Origin of the sequence: Methylocaldum sp. GT1BB, from assembly GCF_051027545.1 — a bacterium.
GTDB lineage: Bacteria > Pseudomonadota > Gammaproteobacteria > Methylococcales > Methylococcaceae > Methylocaldum.
Map to the genome: position 1 here is coordinate 3,141,902 of NZ_CP194902.1, position 19,532 is coordinate 3,161,433.

Annotated in this window: 17 protein-coding genes; 14 read left to right on the forward strand and 3 right to left on the reverse strand. The window is 56.7% G+C overall.

Annotated elements, in window-relative coordinates:
* Window positions 1-104: 104 nt before the first annotated feature.
* The 4 genes from smpB to ACR2TX_RS15505 all read left to right on the forward strand — a co-directional run bounded on the left by smpB (window position 105) and on the right by ACR2TX_RS15505 (window position 3,737).
* Window positions 105-584, forward strand: coding sequence for an SsrA-binding protein SmpB (gene smpB / locus ACR2TX_RS15490; protein WP_086135021.1), 480 nt, complete (start codon window positions 105-107; stop codon window positions 582-584).
* 116 nt (window positions 585-700) lie between these two features.
* Entirely contained in the window at window positions 701-1,954 is a 1,254-nt protein-coding gene (locus ACR2TX_RS15495; protein ID WP_077729883.1) for a D-alanyl-D-alanine carboxypeptidase, read from the forward strand.
* A 68-nt stretch (window positions 1,955-2,022) separates the two neighbouring features.
* Window positions 2,023-3,087 carry an AI-2E family transporter gene (locus ACR2TX_RS15500; protein WP_280858557.1) on the forward strand — a complete coding sequence of 355 codons (1,065 nt, stop codon included), beginning with the start codon at window positions 2,023-2,025 and terminating at the stop codon, window positions 3,085-3,087.
* A 203-nt stretch (window positions 3,088-3,290) separates the two neighbouring features.
* Entirely contained in the window at window positions 3,291-3,737 is a 447-nt protein-coding gene (locus ACR2TX_RS15505; RefSeq protein WP_077729881.1) for a plastocyanin/azurin family copper-binding protein, read from the forward strand.
* Between the two features lie 184 nt (window positions 3,738-3,921).
* Here ACR2TX_RS15505 and ACR2TX_RS15510 read toward each other — a convergent pair whose 3' ends face one another.
* Window positions 3,922-4,587, reverse strand: coding sequence for a helix-turn-helix domain-containing protein (locus ACR2TX_RS15510; RefSeq protein WP_240502472.1), 666 nt, complete (start codon window positions 4,585-4,587; stop codon window positions 3,922-3,924).
* A 377-nt stretch (window positions 4,588-4,964) separates the two neighbouring features.
* Between ACR2TX_RS15510 and ACR2TX_RS15515 the strand changes: the two genes are divergently transcribed.
* The 7 genes from ACR2TX_RS15515 to greA all read left to right on the forward strand — a co-directional run bounded on the left by ACR2TX_RS15515 (window position 4,965) and on the right by greA (window position 12,865).
* Window positions 4,965-5,360 carry a group II truncated hemoglobin gene (locus ACR2TX_RS15515; RefSeq protein WP_077729879.1) on the forward strand — a complete coding sequence of 132 codons (396 nt, stop codon included), beginning with the start codon at window positions 4,965-4,967 and terminating at the stop codon, window positions 5,358-5,360.
* A 31-nt stretch (window positions 5,361-5,391) separates the two neighbouring features.
* Complete coding sequence (locus tag ACR2TX_RS15520) at window positions 5,392-6,231, forward strand: ATPase (RefSeq protein WP_077729878.1); 840 nt, start codon at window positions 5,392-5,394, stop codon at window positions 6,229-6,231.
* Between the two features lie 33 nt (window positions 6,232-6,264).
* Window positions 6,265-7,335, forward strand: coding sequence for a homoserine O-succinyltransferase MetA (gene metA, locus ACR2TX_RS15525; RefSeq protein WP_434130023.1), 1,071 nt, complete (start codon window positions 6,265-6,267; stop codon window positions 7,333-7,335).
* A gap of 188 nt (window positions 7,336-7,523) precedes the next feature.
* Window positions 7,524-7,760, forward strand: a complete 237-nt coding sequence (locus ACR2TX_RS15530; protein ID WP_077729876.1) for a CDGSH iron-sulfur domain-containing protein — start codon at window positions 7,524-7,526, stop codon at window positions 7,758-7,760.
* A 163-nt stretch (window positions 7,761-7,923) separates the two neighbouring features.
* Entirely contained in the window at window positions 7,924-9,084 is a 1,161-nt protein-coding gene (carA, locus tag ACR2TX_RS15535) for a glutamine-hydrolyzing carbamoyl-phosphate synthase small subunit (protein ID WP_077729875.1), read from the forward strand.
* A 60-nt stretch (window positions 9,085-9,144) separates the two neighbouring features.
* Complete coding sequence (carB, locus tag ACR2TX_RS15540) at window positions 9,145-12,369, forward strand: carbamoyl-phosphate synthase large subunit (RefSeq protein ID WP_434130026.1); 3,225 nt, start codon at window positions 9,145-9,147, stop codon at window positions 12,367-12,369.
* A 19-nt stretch (window positions 12,370-12,388) separates the two neighbouring features.
* Window positions 12,389-12,865, forward strand: a complete 477-nt coding sequence (greA, locus tag ACR2TX_RS15545) for a transcription elongation factor GreA (protein ID WP_077729873.1) — start codon at window positions 12,389-12,391, stop codon at window positions 12,863-12,865.
* On the opposite strand, the gene yhbY is transcribed toward greA, so the two are convergent.
* Entirely contained in the window at window positions 12,866-13,138 is a 273-nt protein-coding gene (gene yhbY, locus ACR2TX_RS15550) for a ribosome assembly RNA-binding protein YhbY (RefSeq protein ID WP_240502471.1), read from the reverse strand.
* A 48-nt stretch (window positions 13,139-13,186) separates the two neighbouring features.
* Here yhbY and rlmE point away from each other — a divergent pair, with 48 nt between their 5' ends.
* Window positions 13,187-13,807 (forward strand): 23S rRNA (uridine(2552)-2'-O)-methyltransferase RlmE, encoded by a 621-nt coding sequence (gene rlmE / locus ACR2TX_RS15555; RefSeq protein WP_077729871.1) that lies wholly within the window; start codon window positions 13,187-13,189, stop codon window positions 13,805-13,807.
* 815 nt (window positions 13,808-14,622) lie between these two features.
* Here the strand turns inward: rlmE and ACR2TX_RS15560 are convergent.
* Window positions 14,623-15,765 carry an AI-2E family transporter gene (locus ACR2TX_RS15560; RefSeq protein ID WP_077729870.1) on the reverse strand — a complete coding sequence of 381 codons (1,143 nt, stop codon included), beginning with the start codon at window positions 15,763-15,765 and terminating at the stop codon, window positions 14,623-14,625.
* A gap of 250 nt (window positions 15,766-16,015) precedes the next feature.
* On the opposite strand from ACR2TX_RS15560, the gene ACR2TX_RS15565 reads away from it, so the two are divergent.
* Both ACR2TX_RS15565 and ACR2TX_RS15570 read left to right on the forward strand, forming a co-directional pair.
* Window positions 16,016-18,937, forward strand: a complete 2,922-nt coding sequence (locus tag ACR2TX_RS15565; protein ID WP_434130029.1) for a ribonucleoside-diphosphate reductase subunit alpha — start codon at window positions 16,016-16,018, stop codon at window positions 18,935-18,937.
* Between the two features lie 108 nt (window positions 18,938-19,045).
* Window positions 19,046-19,225, forward strand: coding sequence for a hypothetical protein (locus ACR2TX_RS15570; RefSeq protein ID WP_086135027.1), 180 nt, complete (start codon window positions 19,046-19,048; stop codon window positions 19,223-19,225).
* Window positions 19,226-19,532: the final 307 nt, after the last annotated feature.

Below are 19,532 nucleotides of genomic sequence, written 5' to 3' on the forward strand. Positions count from 1 at the left end.
TTCTCCGAATTATTATGCTGAGCCAATCGAAGGTCCGGGCAATCCGAGGTTGGGGTAAAATAACAAGATTTTTCCATCGAGTCAGGCAATTTAGTTTTAAGTACATGGCCGCAAAGAAAAACAAGGATACAGCCGGAAGTGGCACCATCGCTCTCAACCGGCAAGCCACGCACGAGTATTTCATCGAGGAGCGCTACGAGGCGGGACTAGTCCTGCAAGGGTGGGAGGTGAAAAGCTTGCGTGCGGGAAGGGCGCAGCTGAAGGAGAGTTATGTCACGCTGAAAAACGGCGAAGCCTGGCTGCTCGGAGCACATATTTCTCCGCTGGCTTCTGCCTCCACCCATGTCACACCCGATCCCATCCGAACCCGGAAGCTGCTCCTGCATCGTCGAGAATTGAGCAAGCTCATCGGTCATGTGGAACGCAAAGGTTATACTTTAATTCCGCTCGCGCTGTATTGGAAAAGCGGACGTGCCAAGCTGGAAATCGGTTTAGCGAGAGGTAAGAAGCAGCACGATAAGCGTGCCGCCGAAAAGGAAAGGGACTGGCAGCGCGAGAAGCAGCGCGTATTGAAGCAGCGCTGAGACTGAATTTTTGGATCTGGCCTCTCCTGCCCAGCGGGTTGCCTCAGGAGTGAATTTCCGGCTGCCCCGTGCAGATTTGGCAAAAATCACGCATTCAGAAGAATTTGACGATAACGATGCATTGGATTGAGCACAATCACCTCTTGGTCTTGGCTTTATTGGTCTTGGCGACTGGCTTTTCCTTCGCTCATCGAGCGGAGGCCGGTCCTTATGCGGCGCTGGTGGTGGAAGTCGAATCCGAGCGTCCACTGTTCGAGCGGAATGCCGACGAGTTGAGGCATCCGGCATCGCTCACCAAGATGATGACGCTTTATCTGGTCTTCGAAGCTTTGGCTAACGGACGCCTTTCTTCCGATACCCTATTTCGGGCGTCCCGGTTTGCGGTTCTTCGTCCCCCGTCGCGATTGGGGTTGAAATCAGGCGATACGATCACGGTCGAGCAAGGCATATTGGCTTTGGTAACCCGGTCCGCAAATGATGCGGCGGCGGTGATCGCCGAAGGAATGGCCGGTTCCGAGTCCGCGTTCGCGCAGCTGATGACCGAGAAAGCTCGCGAGCTGGGCATGGAGCGCACCGTCTACCGGAATGCGTCCGGCTTGCCCGATCCCAATCAAGTCACGACGGCTTGGGACCAGTTCCGGCTCGGGAAGTCCCTGTACAAACATTTTCCCCAGTACTATCCCTACTTCTCTACGACCCAGTTCCAGTTCGAGGGCCGTAGCTTTCATAATCACAACCATCTCCTGAAAAACTATCCGGGAACGGACGGGATCAAGACCGGGTTCGTCAATGCGTCCGGTTTTAACCTCGTTGCATCGGCGCGGCGAGGCGGTCAACGGCTGATAGGGGTGGTTTTTGGCGGAACCAGCGCTTCGGCGAGGGATGCCCATATGCAGGATATACTCGACTACGGCTTTGCGCAGCTCAACGGATTGGAATACGAGGTGCGTACGGCCTCCTTTGACCAACCGGAACCGCCTGCTTTACTCTCGCGTCCAAAATTGCCTGAACGGTCGGTCGAGAAGTCGGGCGGAAAGAAAAACGTCAAGTTAGCGGGAGGCAACAGGCGCTCCGCCGATGAAGGAGATGGACGCGAGAAATCGGGCACCAATCGTGGAAAGCAGGCCTGGCACATTCGTGTGGGCACATTTTCCGCCGAAAAGCCGGCGGAACAGCGGCTGTCGAAGGCTTTGAAGCTCGCTCCATATCCGCTTCGTCATGCACGTGCAACGGTGACCGCGCGCTCACAGGGCAGAAAAAAGCTCTATCTGGCCATTTTCAACGGAATGACGAAGGAGGACGCAACCGCGGCCTGTCAGGCGCTCAAACGTAAACGCATAGAATGCGTTTCGGGGCGTTCGTCTAGGTGAGTCGACGCCGGTGCTTGTCATATTCGTGAAACGTTAACAGGGCGGGGATGGCTAATTTGAACAAATGCATGGCAGTAGCCGGCATTCTCGCAGTCGGCTGGCTGATTTATTTATTGATGCCCATTTTGACGCCTTTTGTGGCCGGCGCGCTGATAGCCTACCTGAGCGATCCCCTTGCCGACCGTTTGGAAGCGCTCGGACTAAAACGTCAAAATGCCGTCATCGTCGTGTTTGCAGTCATTGTTTTAGTTATCGGTCTAGTGCTTCTGCTGATCATCCCAATGTTAGAGGAGCAGATCAGCCGGTTCATCGATAATCTCCCCGCATACACCCGCTGGTTTAAAACGTCCGTTGTCCCTTGGGTGCAAAAACATTTAGGAGTCCGCATCAAGTTTGTCGATCTGGAACAGGTGGCCGGGGTTTTGAGCGGGCATTGGCAGCAGGCGGGAGGGGTGGCGACCACTGTGCTGTCCTCTTTGTCGCATTCCGGCGCCGTAGTCATCTCGTGGCTGATGAATCTGGTGCTGATTCCGGTGGTCATCTTTTATCTGCTGAGGGACTGGGATGACATAGTCGCCCGTGTCCACGATCTCTTGCCCCGTCGCTGGGCGCCGGTTGTCGTCATATTGGCGGAAGAATCGGATGAAGTGTTGAGTGCCGTGTTTCGAGGTCAGTTTGCGGTCATGGCCGCTCTGGGCACGATTTACAGTATCGGATTATGGCTGGCCGGACTGGACTTGGCGCTTCTTATCGGCATGTTTTCCGGGCTGATCAGTTTCATACCGTATGCGGGTTCCATCTCCGGCGTGGTGGCTGCATCGATAGCGGCGTTGGCACAATTCGGAGATTTGTGGTCGATCGTCCCGGTTTTGGCTGTATTCGGCGTAGGCCAAATGCTTGAGGGCGTTTGGTTAACCCCGTGGCTGATAGGAAATAAGATCGGACTGCATCCCGTCGCGGTCATTTTTGCTGTTCTGGCGGGCGGTCAGCTGTTTGGTTTCCTAGGGGTGTTGCTCGCATTGCCCGTTGCTTCGGTAATCATGGTGATGATTCGGCATATTCATGGCTTTTATAAAATGAGCGATCTGTACGGCGACGACTCTTCTGAGGGAAATTCCGGACAGTTCGGCTGATGAGCCGTGGAAATACGGTTTTCGATGCGCAGGCTTAAATATCATTCATAGCTAATTAAGCCAAATTGGTGTATCATCCTGCGCCGCGGTGTACGGTGATATATCGGATCAGTTCAGGAAAACGGCTTTGGCAAAACAGGGTTTGTTGTCCGATTTGCCTGGTATCCGTGAGAACGAAAAACAGTAGTGTTGGAGGTTATGTAATGATTTTTGCTAAGAAAGCGATGCTTGCTGTGGCGGGTGTGGCGATGCTGGCATCGGCCGCCGTTAACGCGGAGACGATCGAAGTAAAAGGCCAAGGTGTGAAATTCGCGCCCGAGTTTATTCACGCTAAAGTTGGCGATGTTATTTCGTTCCGCAATATGGCGACCCATTTCGTGGAGAGCGTAGAAGGCATGTGGCCGGAAGGGGCTCCGAAAATGCTGTCCGCTATGGGCGCCGATTACGACTATGCCGTCGAGAAAGAGGGTCTGTACGTCTTCAAATGTCCGCCGCACTGGGGTGCTCGCATGGGCGCCGTGATGGTAGTGGGCCAACCGGCTGATCTGGACGCTACGGTAGAAAAATACCTTCAGGTTGCCGATACCGTTAAAGAAGCGAAGCCTGCGAAAGGTCTTCTAACGAAATTCAAAGAGTCTGAGAAGAAATAATTATCCTTTTTCAGTCTCTACTTAAAGGCGCGCCGAGTTCAGCTCTGCGCGCCTTTTTTCGTTTAGGTCTTGTGAGGCGATATTTCTCTATGGGTTGCCGGCCGGTATCCCGTGGCGCTAGGGACATTGCCGTCCCGCGAAGATCCGAATTATTCGGGCTTGTTGAAAATGCGGTTAGGCTGAATCAGCGGTGGGTATATGTGGCTCTCAATGCCTCTAGATCCAGTATACGGATATGTTTATGGCGGACCGTAATCAGCCCGGCATCTTCTAGATTCCGCAAGGTACGGCTGACCGTCTCGAGTGCTAATCCCAAAAAATTGCCTATTTCCTGACGAGTAAGGGTGAGATTGAAGTCCACCGGCGAAAAGCCGCGTTTTCGAAGGCGGTCGGACAGATTCAGGATAAACATGGCAACCCGGTCTTCTGCCGCGCGCTTGTTGACAATTACTTGATCCGTTTCCTCGTCCAGCTTGGCGCTGGCATGGCGGAAAAGTTCCCGCAGCAAATTCGGTACTTCGTGGCACAATTGGTCGAGTTGATTGGCGGGAAGTTCGCAGTAGCTCAAGGTTTCGAGCGCGATTGCAGAGCACTTGTGGTGATTCGTGGCCAGTGCGTCGAAACCTAATAGTTCCCCCGGTAACAGCAAGCCGGTGATGTATTCGTAGCCTTGCGCGTCGTAAATGACGGTCTTGGCCGTTCCTCCCTTGATCGCGATGACCCCGCGGAACTTGTCGCCCTCGCGGAAGAGATGCTCGCCTCGTTGTAAGGTTTTCTTACGAGCGACGATGCGGCTGATGCGTTCGATATCCTCCTGGGCTAATCCCCGAGGAATGCACAATGAAGTCAAACTGCAATTTTGACAGGTAACTTGCAGTTTCGTCTTAAGGTCGAGCGAAGGTGTTGTGGTCACGAGTTCGATTGGACGGATAATCAGCCGGGATAAACCGTTTGCAGTTTTTGACGATTGGTAACAAGTCGGAGGCGGATGCTAATAGTTGCTCAAGCCGCGTATTCCATCGCATGAGCGCCCATAATCGCGAGGCGATGGCCTTGCGTCAAGTCATCAAGCGGATAACCAGCGTGTATCGCTAGCGCGGTTGATTCGCTCGCGGTGTTTTATATTAAACATATCATCTCAAATTGGGGAGACCGCCCGATCGAGTTAAACCGCTCAGGAACCGAACCTGTTAAAATTCGCGCGATTTTTGACGTATCGGAATTATGATGAATCCCCCCGACGTAATGACCCCGTACCAACTCGTCGGCGGCGAGAGCGCCGTTCGGGAACTGGTGGAAAGATTTTACGGGTACATGGATGTAATGCCGGAAGCTCTCGATATTCGAGCGATGCATCCTGCGGATTTGGCCGGTTCGAAAGACAAGCTGTTCAAGTTTCTGTCCGGTTGGCTGGGAGGTCCCGATCTTTTTCAGGAGGAGTTCGGGCATCCGCGCCTTCGGATGCGGCATTTTCCGTTTTCTATCGGCACGAAGGAACGGGATCAATGGCTGCTTTGTATGTATAAGGCTCTCGACGATATGCCCCTGGACCCCGCTTTGCGCGAGTCTCTGGCCCGGGCATTCGCGCAGACTGCGACTCACATGATCAACCGGGGCGAGTAACCGCTCATTACACACTGACACGGAACATACCATGAGAATGAGCCCCAAGGCGTTCTTGGACTGGGAGACCAAACGCATCACGCTGCTGGGCATGTCCGGCGTCGGCAAAACGACGCTGGCCAATAGTTTGCCCAAGAAGACGTGGTTCCATTACTCCGGCGACTATCGAATCGGCACCCGGTATCTGGACGAGCCGATTCTCGACAATATCAAGCGGCAAGCCATGGACGTGCCGTTCTTGCGCGATTTGCTGCGTTCCGATTCGATTTATATCCGCAGCAACATCACCGTAGACAACTTGGCGCCGGTTTCGACGTTCCTCGGGAAAATCGGCGATCCGGCGAAGGGCGGACTCACTCCGGCCGAGTTCAAGCGTCGTCAGGCCCTGCACCGGCAGGCCGAAATCGCCGCCATGCGCGACGTGCCGGAATTTATCGAAAAGGTCGACTCTATCTACGGCTACAAGCATTTCATCAATGACGCGGGCGGCAGCGTCTGCGAACTGGAAGATCCGGAAACCATCAGGATTCTCGCCGAGCACACGATTATTCTGTATATCAAGACCACTCCGGAATTGGAGCATCTTCTAATCGAGCGCGCTCAACGCGATCCCAAGCCGCTGTACTATCGGGAAGAGTTTCTGGACCGGCAACTCGCCGAATTCATGGCGGAAAAAGCCTATTCGGCCATCGAGGATATCCCGCCGGACGAATTCGTTTCCTGGGTGTTTCCCCGGCTGTTCCGCGCGCGCTTGCCCAATTACCAGGCCATCGCCGACGAATACGGCTACACCGTCGATGCCAATGAGATTGCGAACGTTCGAGGTGAGGACGATTTCATTCGTCTCATCATGGACGCCTTGGCGCGCTGATCGCGTTAATTCAGTTTCGGAGAGCTTGAAGACATGTCTTTGGTAGCGCACACCGAATTGCCCACGTTCAGGCGCTTGAGGGAGGAGGGGCAGGAAATCCTCTCGGTCGAGCGCGCTCGCCATCAGGACATCCGAGAAATGCATATCGGGCTTCTCAATATGATGCCGGATTCGGCTCTGGAGGCGACCGAGCGGCAATTTTTTCGCCTGGTTGGGGCCGCCAATCCGATCGTGCAGTTTCACATGCATCCGTTCACGATCGAAGGCATACAGCGGAGCGAACAGGCGCAAAACCATATCGACCGCTATTACGAGACCTTCGGGCAAATCAAGCGCGATGGGCTCGACGGGCTGATCGTGAGCGGCGCGAACGTCACTCATCCGCATCTTCCTGAGGAGGCGTTCTGGCAACCGTTGACCGAAGTGTTCGACTGGGCGAAGCAGAACGTCACGTCCATTTTATGTTCGTGTCTTGCGACCCATGCGCTGTTTCAGTATTGCCACGGCGTAGAGCGCACTCATTTGGGCTTCAAGCGTTGGGGAGTCTATTCCCACCGAGTGGTCGAGCGGCGCCATCCTTTGGTTGCCGACATCAATACCCGTTTCGACGTGCCTCACTCCCGTTACAATGAAATTTTTCGGGAAGATATGGAAGCTGCCGGGCTTAAAGTTCTGGTTGAAAGCGAGGAGGCGGGCGTCCATCTCGCGGTGAGCCCGGACCTGTTCCGCGTAGTCTATTTCCAAGGGCATCCGGAGTACGACACGATCAGCCTGCTGAAGGAGTACAAGCGCGAAGTGATGCGCCACTACTACGGAGAACGCGAGGATTATCCGCCGTTTCCGGAACATTATTTCAATTTGGACGTGGGCGGTGTACTTAACGAATACGGTCAACATCTCCGAAGCGCCCGGCGCCTTGGCAAAACGCCTCCGGAGTTTCCCGAAGAGGAGGTGATCCGGCATTTGGACAACACTTGGCGGGATACTGCGAAAGCGGTGTTCAACAATTGGTTGGGGTGTATTTACCAAGTCACCGATCAGGACCGCCGTAAACCGTTTATGGACCATATCGATCCCGATAATCCTCTGGGGCTAAGAATATGATTCGGCGTGGCTCTGTGCGGAACCGCGATTAGTCGTTCCGAGTCGTATCTCCGAAACTCGGGACGATGGGGCGCACGTACGGCGAACTCCGGCCGCTCGAAAACTGATCATGGATTATCCAGACTGATGACAGATCAGGCCTATTTATGTCACCTTCTTTGCCCTTAGAACGAGAACAGGAGATAGCCATGTCCGAACCGACCATCCCTCAGAAGGCCCCGTACGCCATGGATCTAGCGCCGGGTAAATACTGGTGGTGTGCCTGCGGGCGATCCGCCAAGCAACCGTTTTGTGACGGTTCCCATAAGGGAACGGAGTTTTCGCCAGTAGTTTTCGAACTTGCCGAGGCAAAGAAAGTCTGGCTCTGCGGCTGCAAGCATACCGATAAGCAACCCATGTGCGACGGAACCCACAGCCGATTGTGAAGACTCCGAAGGGCGGGGCGTCGACCGGACGGTTGACTGACCCTCATAGACAGCAGATGCCCATTTTTCGTAAAATCCCCGTTAAATTAGCGATATCCACGAATAACAGCAACGGGACGGACCATATGGTCCCTCCCGTTTTGCATGTCTAAGGTGACACAAATTGAACACGCTCGCATTGCTGGCCTTGGAAGACGGCACCGTTTTTCGGGGTATATCCATCGGAGCAGAAGATTGTTCCGTCGGTGAAGTGGTTTTCAACACGTCCATAACCGGCTACCAGGAAATCCTGACGGACCCGTCCTATGCCCGCCAAATCGTAACGCTCACGTATCCGCACATCGGTAACGTCGGCATCAACCGTGAAGACGTGGAGTCGGGGGGCGTCTACGCCAGCGGACTGGTTGTTCGCGACGTGCCGACGCGCTTGAGCAATTGGCGGGCCGACAAGGGGCTCCCGGAGTATCTGAAAGAAAATAGGGTGGTTGGCATTGCCGGAATCGACACCCGGAAACTGACCCGCACTCTTCGCGACAAGGGAGCCCAGCGCGGTTGCCTTATCGCCGGCAAAGAGATCGACCCGGATTATGCCGTCGCCAAAGCGCGGGAATTTCCGGGGCTGCAAGGCATGGACCTGGCCAAGGAGGTCACCGCACGACAAAGCTATGCGTGGTTGGAAACGTCCTGGCAGCTCGGGCAGGGATACGGCGAACTCGATCAGAATCGCTTCCATGTGGTCGCATATGATTTCGGCGTCAAACGCAATATTCTTCGCCTTCTCGCCGACAGGGGTTGCCGCTTGACGGTAGTTCCGGCCACGGCATCGGCCCGTGAGGTTCTGGCATTGAACCCGGACGGAATCTTCTTATCGAACGGACCGGGCGATCCCGAGCCTTGCGATTACGCCATCCAAGCAATCCGGGAGTTTCTGGACATCCAGATTCCGGTATTCGGTATATGTCTCGGCCATCAGTTGTTAGCTTTGGCAAGCGGCGCGAGGACGATGAAGATGAAGTTCGGTCACCACGGCGCCAACCACCCCGTTCAGGAACTGGATACCGGTCGCGTATTGATCACGAGCCAAAATCACGGCTTTGCTGTGGACGAAGGCAGCCTGCCGCGAAACGTACGACCGATCTACCGCTCGCTCTTCGACGGCAGCCTGCAGGGCATCGAGCTGACCGATCGCCCGGCCTTCAGTTTTCAAGGCCATCCCGAGGCCAGTCCCGGACCGCACGACCTGACGCCGTTGTTCGACCGCTTTATCGAAAGCATGGCCTGTCGCCAGGACGGCCGGTCCGCACGCACGGTACCCGCAGGTTGAGTTTATTCGCACAGTCCGGAACGGTTTTCGCTCAGACATAGATCAACGATACAACGCTTCATGCCTAAAAGAACCGACATTCAGTCCATCCTTTTACTCGGCGCCGGTCCCATCGTCATCGGGCAGGCCTGCGAGTTCGACTATTCCGGCGCACAGGCGTGCAAGGCACTAAAGGAAGAGGGCTACCGGGTGATCCTGGTCAACTCCAACCCGGCCACCATCATGACCGATCCGGAGATGGCCGATGCCACCTACATCGAGCCTATAGACTGGCAGACCGTCGCCAAAATCATCGAGAAGGAGCGGCCGGACGCGCTGTTGCCGACCATGGGCGGACAGACCGCGCTGAATTGCGCGCTCGATCTGGACCGTAACGGGGTGCTGGAGAAATTCGGCGTACAGATGATCGGAGCCTCCAAGGAAGCCATCGACAAGGCCGAAGACCGGGAAAAATTCAAGCAGGCCATGACCAAGATCGGTCTGGGCTCGGCCCGTTCCGGCGTTGCCCACAGCCTGGAAGAAGCGCTCGCCTGTCTGGACGAAATCGGCTTTCCGGCCATCATCCGTCCTTCATTCACGCTGGGCGGTTCGGGCGGCGGCATCGCCTACAACCGACAGGAATTCGTCGAAATTTGCGAACGCGGCCTGGAACTTTCGCCCACCCACGAGCTTCTCATCGAGGAATCGGTGCTGGGCTGGAAAGAGTTCGAGATGGAAGTGGTGCGCGACCGCAAGGACAACTGCATCATCATCTGCTCCATCGAGAATCTGGATCCCATGGGAGTCCATACCGGCGACTCCATCACCGTCGCCCCGGCGCAGACCCTGACGGACAAGGAATACCAGATCATGCGCGACGCCTCCATCGCGGTGCTGCGCGAGATCGGAGTCGACACCGGCGGTTCCAACGTACAGTTCGCGATTAACCCCAAGGACGGGCGTATGATCGTCATCGAGATGAATCCCCGCGTGAGCCGTTCCTCGGCCCTGGCGTCCAAGGCGACCGGATTCCCGATCGCCAAGGTTGCTGCCAAACTGGCGGTCGGCTATACGCTGGACGAACTCAGGAACGAGATCACCGGAGGCGCGACGCCGGCCTCGTTCGAGCCGACCATCGATTACGTGGTCACCAAGGTGCCCCGGTTCGCGTTCGAAAAGTTTCCGCAGGCGGACGATCGGCTGACGACCCAAATGAAGTCGGTCGGCGAGGCCATGGCCATAGGCCGCACCTTCCATGAGTCTCTGCAAAAAGCCCTGCGCAGCCTGGAAACCGGCGTGGACGGTCTGGTCGGAAAGCTCGACGTTTCCGCCGAGGATGCCGGCAATATTCTTCTTCGGGAGCTTCGTCATCCCGGACCCGAGCGCATCTTCTATATCGCCGACGCTTTCCGGGCGGGATGGATGTTGGACGAGGTGCATGCCCATTGCCGCGTCGACCCGTGGTTCCTGGCCCAGATCGAGGAGTTGGTGCAGGAAGAAATGGGACTGGCGAAGCGCACCTTGGCCACGCTGTCTTCGGAAGAACTGTTCGCTTTAAAACGCAAAGGGTTCGCCGATTCGCGTCTCGCGGCGCTGTTGGGCAGCGCCGAGTCGGAAGTCCGGGCCGTGCGCCACAAGCACGGCATCCGTCCGGTTTACAAGCGCATCGATTCTTGTGCGGCGGAGTTCGCCACGGCAACGGCCTACCTTTATTCCACTTATGAGGAAGAATGCGAGGCGAATCCTACCGAGCGGAAGAAAATCATCGTTTTGGGCGGCGGACCCAATCGAATCGGCCAGGGCATCGAATTCGACTACTGCTGCGTGCACGCCGCGATGGCGCTGCGTGAAGATGGTTACGAAACCATCATGATCAACTGCAACCCGGAAACGGTCTCCACCGACTTCGACACGTCCGACCGGCTCTATTTCGAACCGCTCACGCTGGAAGACGTGCTGGAGATCATTGATCTGGAAAAACCAGCCGGGGTCATCGTCCAGTACGGTGGCCAGACGCCGCTGAAGCTGGCGCGGGCGCTGGAGGCGGCCGATGCGCCCATTATCGGCACCTCGCCCGATTCCATCGATCTGGCGGAGGACCGGGAGCGTTTCCAAAAGCTGGTCGATCGCCTAAATCTCAAACAGCCGCCCAACCGCACCGCGCGTTCCCTGGACGAAGCCATGCGCTGCGCGAACGAAATCGGCTATCCGCTGGTGGTGCGGCCGTCTTATGTATTAGGCGGGCGGGCCATGGAAATCGTGTTCAACGACGAGGACCTGGGGCGCTACATGCGCGAGGCGGTGAGCGTTTCCAACGAGTCGCCGGTGCTGTTGGACCGGTTCCTGGACGATGCCATCGAAATGGACGTCGACGCGATATGCGACGGAAAACGAGTCCTGATCGGCGGACTGATGCAGCACATCGAGCAGGCGGGCGTGCATTCCGGCGATTCGGCGTGCTCGATTCCGCCGTATGATTTGAGCCCCGAGCTTCAGACTCGGGTGCGCGAACAGGTTCGTCAGCTTGCCGAGGCCCTGGGCGTTGTGGGGCTCATGAACACCCAGTTCGCCATCAAGGGCGAAGAAATTTTCATTCTGGAAGTCAATCCGCGCGCTTCGCGCACCGTTCCGTTCGTATCCAAGGCCACCGGCTATCCGCTGGCCAAGATCGCGGCCCGCTGTATGGTGGGAAAAAGTCTGGACGAACAAGGCATCTTCGAGGAACGCGTACCGGAGTATTACTCGGTCAAAGAGGCGGTGTTTCCCTTCATCAAATTCCCCGGCGTGGACCCGCTGCTCGGCCCGGAAATGAAGTCCACCGGCGAAGTGATGGGCGTGGGAGTCACGTTCGGCGAGGCTTACGCCAAAGCGCAGCGCGCCGCCAGCGTAAAACTGGCCCACAGCGGCAATGTGCTGATCAGTGTGAGGGAGAGCGACAAGTCCAAGGTCATCCCGATAGCCCGAGATCTTCTGGCCAAAGGTTTCCGATTAGTGGCCACGCGCGGATCGGCGAGAGTGCTCGAAGACGCCGGCATACCTTGCATCACCGTGAACAAGGTTTACGAGGGGCGTCCGCATATCGTGGATATGATCAAGAACGACGAACTCCAGTTCATCATCAACACGACCGAAGGCAAGAAAGCCATTGCCGATTCATTCACCATTCGGCGCCAGGCACTGCAACAGCAGATTACCTACACGACTACTATTTCCGGTGCCCGTGCCACCTGTTCCGCCCTTAGCGAACTGGATGCCGGCGATGTCAATCGCCTACAGGATTTGCACCAGGAATTCTGCAAAGTGTGACTTTTGAGGAAACGCAACTATGAATAAAGTTCCACTGACCGCCCGTGGGGCAGAAAAGCTGCGCGAAGAGCTTAACCACCTTAAGACAGTCATGCGCCCGAGGATTATCGAAGCCATCGCCGAGGCTCGGTCGCACGGCGATTTGAAGGAAAACGCGGAATATCACGCGGCGCGCGAGCAACAGGGATTTACCGAAGGCCGGATCAAGGAAATCGAGGCCAAGTTGGCGCACGCTCAAATCATCGATGTGACGACGCTCAATGCCGGGGGCAAGGTGGTTTTTGGGGCCACGGTCGAGCTTGAAGACATGGGCAGCGGCGATTCGGTGACTTACCAAATCGTCGGCGAGGATGAAGCCAATATCAAGGAAGGACTGATCTCCATCACCTCGCCCATCGCCCGGGCGCTGATCGGCAAGCGGGAGGGCGATGTCGCGACGGTACAGGCGCCGGGTGGCGTAAGGGAATTCGAAGTTTGCTCGGTCAAATATATTTAGTTATTTCTTGTCAGGATTTTGCCGATAAAGCGTGATGATATGGCCGATCGATTGAATCAATTCGGCGCCCAGTTCTCCGCAGATCTGGGCGGTCATCTCGCGGCGTTCTTCTCGGTCGGCGGCGTTCACCCGCACCTTGATCAATTCATGATGGTCCAAGGCTAAACCGATCTCGTTCAATACGGCGGGTGTGATTCCCGCCTGGCCGGTGATGACGACGGGTTTCAGGGAATGGGCCTTGGCACGCAAGAATTTCTTATAATCAGATTTCAACTCGGATTTCCTCGGGAACTGGGATTCAATTTGGCCGTACATTAGATTATGCCGCGTAGTCGAAGCAGCCGTCGTTGGCTGGCCGAACACTTTTCCGACGAATATGTAAAACAAGCCCAAGCGCTTGGCTACCGCTCACGGGCGGTGTTTAAGCTGAAAGAATTGGACGAGCGGGAGCACTTGTTCAAGCCGGGCATGGTGGTGCTGGACTTGGGAGCCGCGCCGGGCGGTTGGTCCCAGTACGCAGCTGAGCGGATCGGAAAAAGCGGCGAAATTATAGCGCTTGATCTTCTGCCGATGGAAGCGATTCCGGGTGTGACCGCAATTCAGGGCGATTTTCGGGAAGAATCCGTATTGGAGCAGTTGCAGGCGAAACTGGAGGGCCGGCCGGTCGACCTGATCTTGTCCGATATGGCGCCCAACATGAGCGGCGCACGCGTTGTGGATCAGGCAAGAGCGATGTATCTCGCCGAATTGGCTCTCGATACCGCCGAACAGCTCCTCAAGCCCGGCGGGAGCTTTGTGGCCAAGCTGTTCCAAGGACCCGACTTCGACGACTTCGTGCGGAAATCCCGCCAGATGTTCGGCAAGGTGTCGGTGCGAAAACCCAAAGCTTCGCGGGATCGAAGCCCCGAAGTCTATTTGGTGGCCAAGTCGAGAAAATCGTAGATTAACCCGCATTTCTCACTCTCCTCCAATCGCAAACGTCGCTTTAGTCGCGACCTTCCAATCGCAAACGGGCCTTTAGAGCATTTTCATACCTACTGTACGGGCACTCGCGAGTAGGTCGGGAATCCTTCCCAATCGCAAACGGTCATCCGGGGAGCGCCCGAATGACCCTTCCAATCGCAAACGGCGTCTTCGGGAAGGGCGTGGCCGGCGCTCCCGGCCAGGCCGTTTGCGATTGGAAGGGTCATCCCAGCGCTCCTGGGATGACCGTTTGCGATTGGAGCGCCGAAGCCCCCCTTCCCGACGCCACGTCCCGGCCGAGCGTCTTCGTCGGCAAAGGATTGCCGACCTACGAATGCTTGAATCAATTTACCGTCGCCGAAGGCGCCAACGACTCCTGCCAGGCCTGTTTTGCCGTGCGAGCGAGTGAAAACGCTCTAGTCGGCCCCTTCCAATCGCAAACGGCATCTCTGGGAGCGTCAGAGATGCCCTTCCAATCGCAAACGGTCGCTTCGGGAGCGCCGAAGCGACCCTTCCTACTACGGACGCCGTCCCAATTGCAAACAGAGGCCGTAGGATGCTGTGAAGAACGAACCGCCCTTCGACTGGGCTCAGGACAGGCATCGTTCGCGAGCGATGCACCCAATCGCAAACGGTTGCTTTAGTCGCAACCCTTCCTTGGTCGGCACATCCTATAGCCTTGGCACGGCGGCTCGACGTAGTGTCGGCTACGCCTCCGCCGTCGCTCAGTCCGTGCGGCGCGCCACAGCGGAGTTTCGACGCCGTCGCTACGAAGGAGGGTGAGAAATGCGGGTTTAAACCTGCTCCCGGCTCAAGGGTATGGTTTTGGGTGGTTTTACCAACTGAGCCGGGGCGGCGTCTTCCGGCGGAATTTCCTCTTCCCCCAATCGCGGCCAAGCCGCCAGTACCGCCTTGACCAATGTCGCCAAGGGAATGGCGAAAAACACGCCCCAGAATCCCCAGAACCCGCCGAAAAACAAGATGGCGACGATGATGGCCACCGGGTGCAGGTTGACCACTTCGGAAAACAGCAGCGGTACTAATACGACCCCGTCCAGGGCCTGAATGATGCCGTAAGCCAGCAGCAAATACCAAAAATCGTCGGTGAGTCCCCACTGGAAGAAAGCCACGATCATCACCGGAAACGTTACCAATGTCGCGCCGACGTAGGGAATGATCACCGAGAGCCCCATCAGCACCGCGAGCAGCAGCGAGTAATTGAGCCCCATCAGCGAGAACACCGCATAGCTGACGGCGAGCAGCACCGTGACCTCGAAGAACTTTCCGCGTACGTAATTTCCGATTTGCATGTCTACCTCGCGCCACACACGGGTAGAAAGATTGCGGTCGCGGGGCATGTATTGGCTAAACCAACCGAGGATGTAGTCCTTGTCTTTAAGGAAGAAAAACACCAGCAACGGCACCAGGATCAGATAGACGATCAAAGTGATGGCGCTGACCAAGGACGCGTACGAATAAGTCAGCATGGATTGGCCCCAGGCGAGGAGTTCTCTCCGTACCACGCCGGTCAATTCGTAGATCTGTTCCTCGGTAATGAAGTTCGGATACTGCTGCGGCAGCTGCATCACCAGCATTTGTCCGCGGTTCATCCAAGCCGGCAGCTGCTCTATGAGTTGCACGGTTTGCTGATAAAGGAGCGGCAGGAGTGCGACGAACAAAAACAATAGAAAAGCGAGGAAAAGTACGTAGACGATGATGACTGCGGCAAGGCGGGGCAGCTTTTTCCGCACGCCGATTGCGACTAGGCCTTCCAGCAGATAGGCAATGACGCCTGCCGCGAATACCGGCATGAGCATCTGCCCCAAACTGATCACCAGCACGAAACCGACGATCAAAAGAATTGCGAAAGAGACGGCCTGCGAGTTCGGCAGCACTCGCTTGACCCAGTCACTCAACCATTCCCGCACGCTTTGCATGGTGAGAAGTTGCCCTTGTTATGAATTGTTGTTGTGTATTGGCGGACAAATAGTACAACAAACCCGTTGGACGAATAATGGACGTGCGCCAAGTACCTTGATTTCAATACATTTTAAAGCTTTTCTTGCACAATTTATCCACAGGCCCTCAACAGAGTAAACCACAGGATGTTGTGCTTGACGATATGGCGGACCACATTCTATAGTGTATGTCGTAATACATACAGCCATCCTCGGAGGACACGCATCTATGGAAACCGAATCCGCAGCCCGTACCAATCAGCCGACCGCGATTCCCTTGGATCTGCCAACTGTTTCCGCCGATCTGCGCGCAACCGCTCCCGGCGAGATGCGCGTCATCCGGCGCAACGGCAAGGTGACTATTTTCGACGCCGGCAAGATCAGCGTTGCCATTACCAAAGCATTTTTGGCCGTCGAAGGTAATACCGCCGCCGCTAGCCGCCGCATCCACGAGACCGTCGAGGAGCTGACCGGCCAGGTGGTCAATGCCCTGTTCCGGCGGAATCCTTCCGGCGGCACCATTCATATCGAAGACATTCAGGATCAGGTCGAACTGGGCTTGATGCGTGGGGGGCATCACAAGATCGCCCGCGCTTACGTGTTGTATCGCGAGGACAGGGCGCGGCTTCGGGCGCAGAAAGCCGCGGAGCAAGAAGGAGCCCAAGCGCCGGTCATTCACGTGACCCTGCCCGACGGCAGCCAAAAGCCATTGGACATGGCGCGCCTGCAAAAGATCGTCGAAGAAGCCTGCCGCGATCTCGCCGACGTGGATGGAGCCTGGATTCTGGAAGAAACGCAGCGCAACCTGTTCGACGGCGTGCCCGAGAAGGACGTGGCCCCGGCGCTTATGATGGCGGCGCGCGCCCGGATCGAACAGGAGCCGAATTATTCTTACGTGGCCGCCCGGCTGCTGCTGGACAGCCTGCGCAGCGAAGCGCTGAGTTTTCTCGGCCACGGCTTTTTCGAAGCCACTCAAGACGAAATGGCGGACCGCTATGCGGAATATTTCGCGGATTACGTGAAGCGCGGTGCCGAACTCGAGCTCTTGTCGCCCGAGCTGACCCGATTCGATTTGCAGCGCCTCGGCGCGGCGCTCAAACCCGAACGCGATCTTCAGTTCACGTATCTGGGCCTGCAAACGCTGTACGATCGTTACTTCATTCACGCCAAAGGCGTCCGTTTCGAGCTGCCCCAGGTGTTCTTCATGCGCGTCGCCATGGGGCTCGCCATCAGCGAAATCGATCGTGAAGCGAAAGCCATCGAGTTCTACAACCTGCTTTCCAGCTTCGATTTCATGAGTTCCACGCCCACCTTGTTCAACTCCGGCACACTGCGCCCGCAGCTCTCCTCGTGCTATCTCACCACCGTGCCGGATGATCTGGACGGCATCTTCGGTGCCATCAAGGACGACGCCCTTCTGTCGAAATATGCCGGCGGCCTGGGGAACGACTGGACCCGGGTTCGCGCCATGGGGTCCCATATCAAAGGCACCAACGGCAAATCCCAGGGCGTCGTTCCTTTCCTCAAGGTGGCCAACGACACGGCCGTCGCCGTCAATCAGGGCGGAAAGCGCAAGGGCGCCATGTGCGCCTATCTGGAAACCTGGCACCTGGATATCGAGGAGTTCCTGGAACTCCGCAAGAACACCGGCGACGATCGCCGCCGTACCCACGACATGAACACCGCCAACTGGGTGCCCGATCTGTTCATGAAGCGGGTGGCGGAAGAGGGCGACTGGACGCTGTTCACGCCCAGCGACACGCCGGATCTGCACGACCTCACCGGCGAAGCCTTCGAGAAGCGCTATTTGGAGTACGAAGCCAAGGTGGATCGCGGCGAAATCACGCTATACAAGCGGCTTCCGGCGACCCAGCTTTGGCGCAAGATGCTGTCCATGCTGTTCGAAACGGGACATCCCTGGGTCGCCTTCAAGGATCCGTGCAACCTGCGCTATACCAACCGGCACATGGGCGTGGTTCACAGCTCCAATCTCTGCACCGAGATCACCCTGCACACCAACGACAACGAAATCGCCGTGTGCAACCTGGGCAGCGTGAATCTGTCGAATCACGTCACCGAGGACGGCGTTCTCGACGCGCAGAAGCTGGAGAAAACGATCTCCACCGCAATGCGCATGCTGGACAACGTCATCGACATCAACTACTACAGCGTTCCCCAGGCGCGCCGCTCGAACCTGCGCCATCGGCCGGTGGGGCTGGGCATCATGGGCTTCCAGGAGACGCTGTACAAGCTGCGCATCCCCTATGCCTCGGATGAAGCCGTAAGCTTTGCGGACAAGAGCATGGAACTGGTGAGCTACTACGCCATCAAGGCGTCCACCGATCTCGCCGAAGAACGCGGCCGATATTCCAGCTTCGAAGGCTCGCTGTGGAGCCAGGGCATCCTGCCCTACGATTCCATGGCTCTGGTCGAACAGGGCAGGGGCGGTTATCTCCAGCAAGACCGCAGCTTTACCCTGGACTGGGACGCGCTCCGCGAGCGGGTGAAAACGGTCGGCATGCGCAACAGCAACACCATGGCGATTGCTCCGACGGCGACTATCTCCAATATCTGCGGCGTGTCGCAGTCGATCGAGCCGACCTATCAGAACCTGTTCGTCAAATCGAACCTCTCCGGCGAGTTCACCGTGGTCAATCCGTATCTGGTGAACGATCTCAAGAAGCTCGACCTGTGGGATGCGGTCATGATCAATGACCTCAAGTACTACGACGGCAGCCTGCAAAAGATCGAGCGCATACCGGACCAGCTCAAACAGATCTACGCCACCGCCTTCGAAGTCGACCCGCGCTGGCTGGTCGAAGCCGCCTCGCGCCGGCAAAAATGGATCGACCAGGCGCAATCCCTCAACCTGTACATGGCCGAGCCCTCCGGCAAGAAGCTCGACAACCTGTACAAGCTGGCCTGGATTCGCGGCCTCAAGACCACCTACTACCTCCGCACCATGGGCGCCACCCACGTGGAGAAGAGCACCGCCTTCGACGGCAAGCTCAACGCCGTGAAGACCGACCCCATCGACGATGCGATTCCCGGAACGAAGCACCACCCGGCGGAAGCCGCCTATGCCGAGGCGGCGGCTTCGGGGGTGAAGATGTGTTCGATTGATGATCCGGAATGTGAGGCGTGTCAATAATTTACTTCCTCTCTACTGTGGGACCTTTCAGTTCCCTCTCCCTCTGGGAGGGGGTTAGGGTGAGGGAAGGAAATTTATCGCTTAACCCATAAATTGTGGGAGAACGTTATGGCAAGAAATACAGGTAACGGTTTTCGCCGTGGATCTATCGATAATCGGTCGCAGACCCAAAATCCCAAAAACGGAAATTGGACAAAGCGTGATGCTTCAACTGGCCGTTTTATGGATCAAAAGACTGATGGCAAACCCTTTAAAGGCGTTGCGAAGGAACCGGATGATCGTCGTTGAGATACCGTATCTGTCGTAGTCGTAGGGTGGGTTAGGCGTAGCCGTAACCCACCGAATAAGGTTTCGCTTTTAAGGTGTCGCTGCCGCGACGGGTTGAATTGAGTGTGGGTTCTCGGACCCACAGCCGAGGTACTTTTCGCTATGAAACCCGTCCCTGGTTTTCACCCTGCGGGCCAGCCTTCCGGCTGTTCAAATTCGCTCCCGGCGAATTTGTGCTTGTCCAAAGACAAATTTGTCCGGAACAAATTTGGTCGCACGAAGGGCGCCCGAAGGGTTCGCGCCAGGACGGCGCGAAACAGCAGTACCC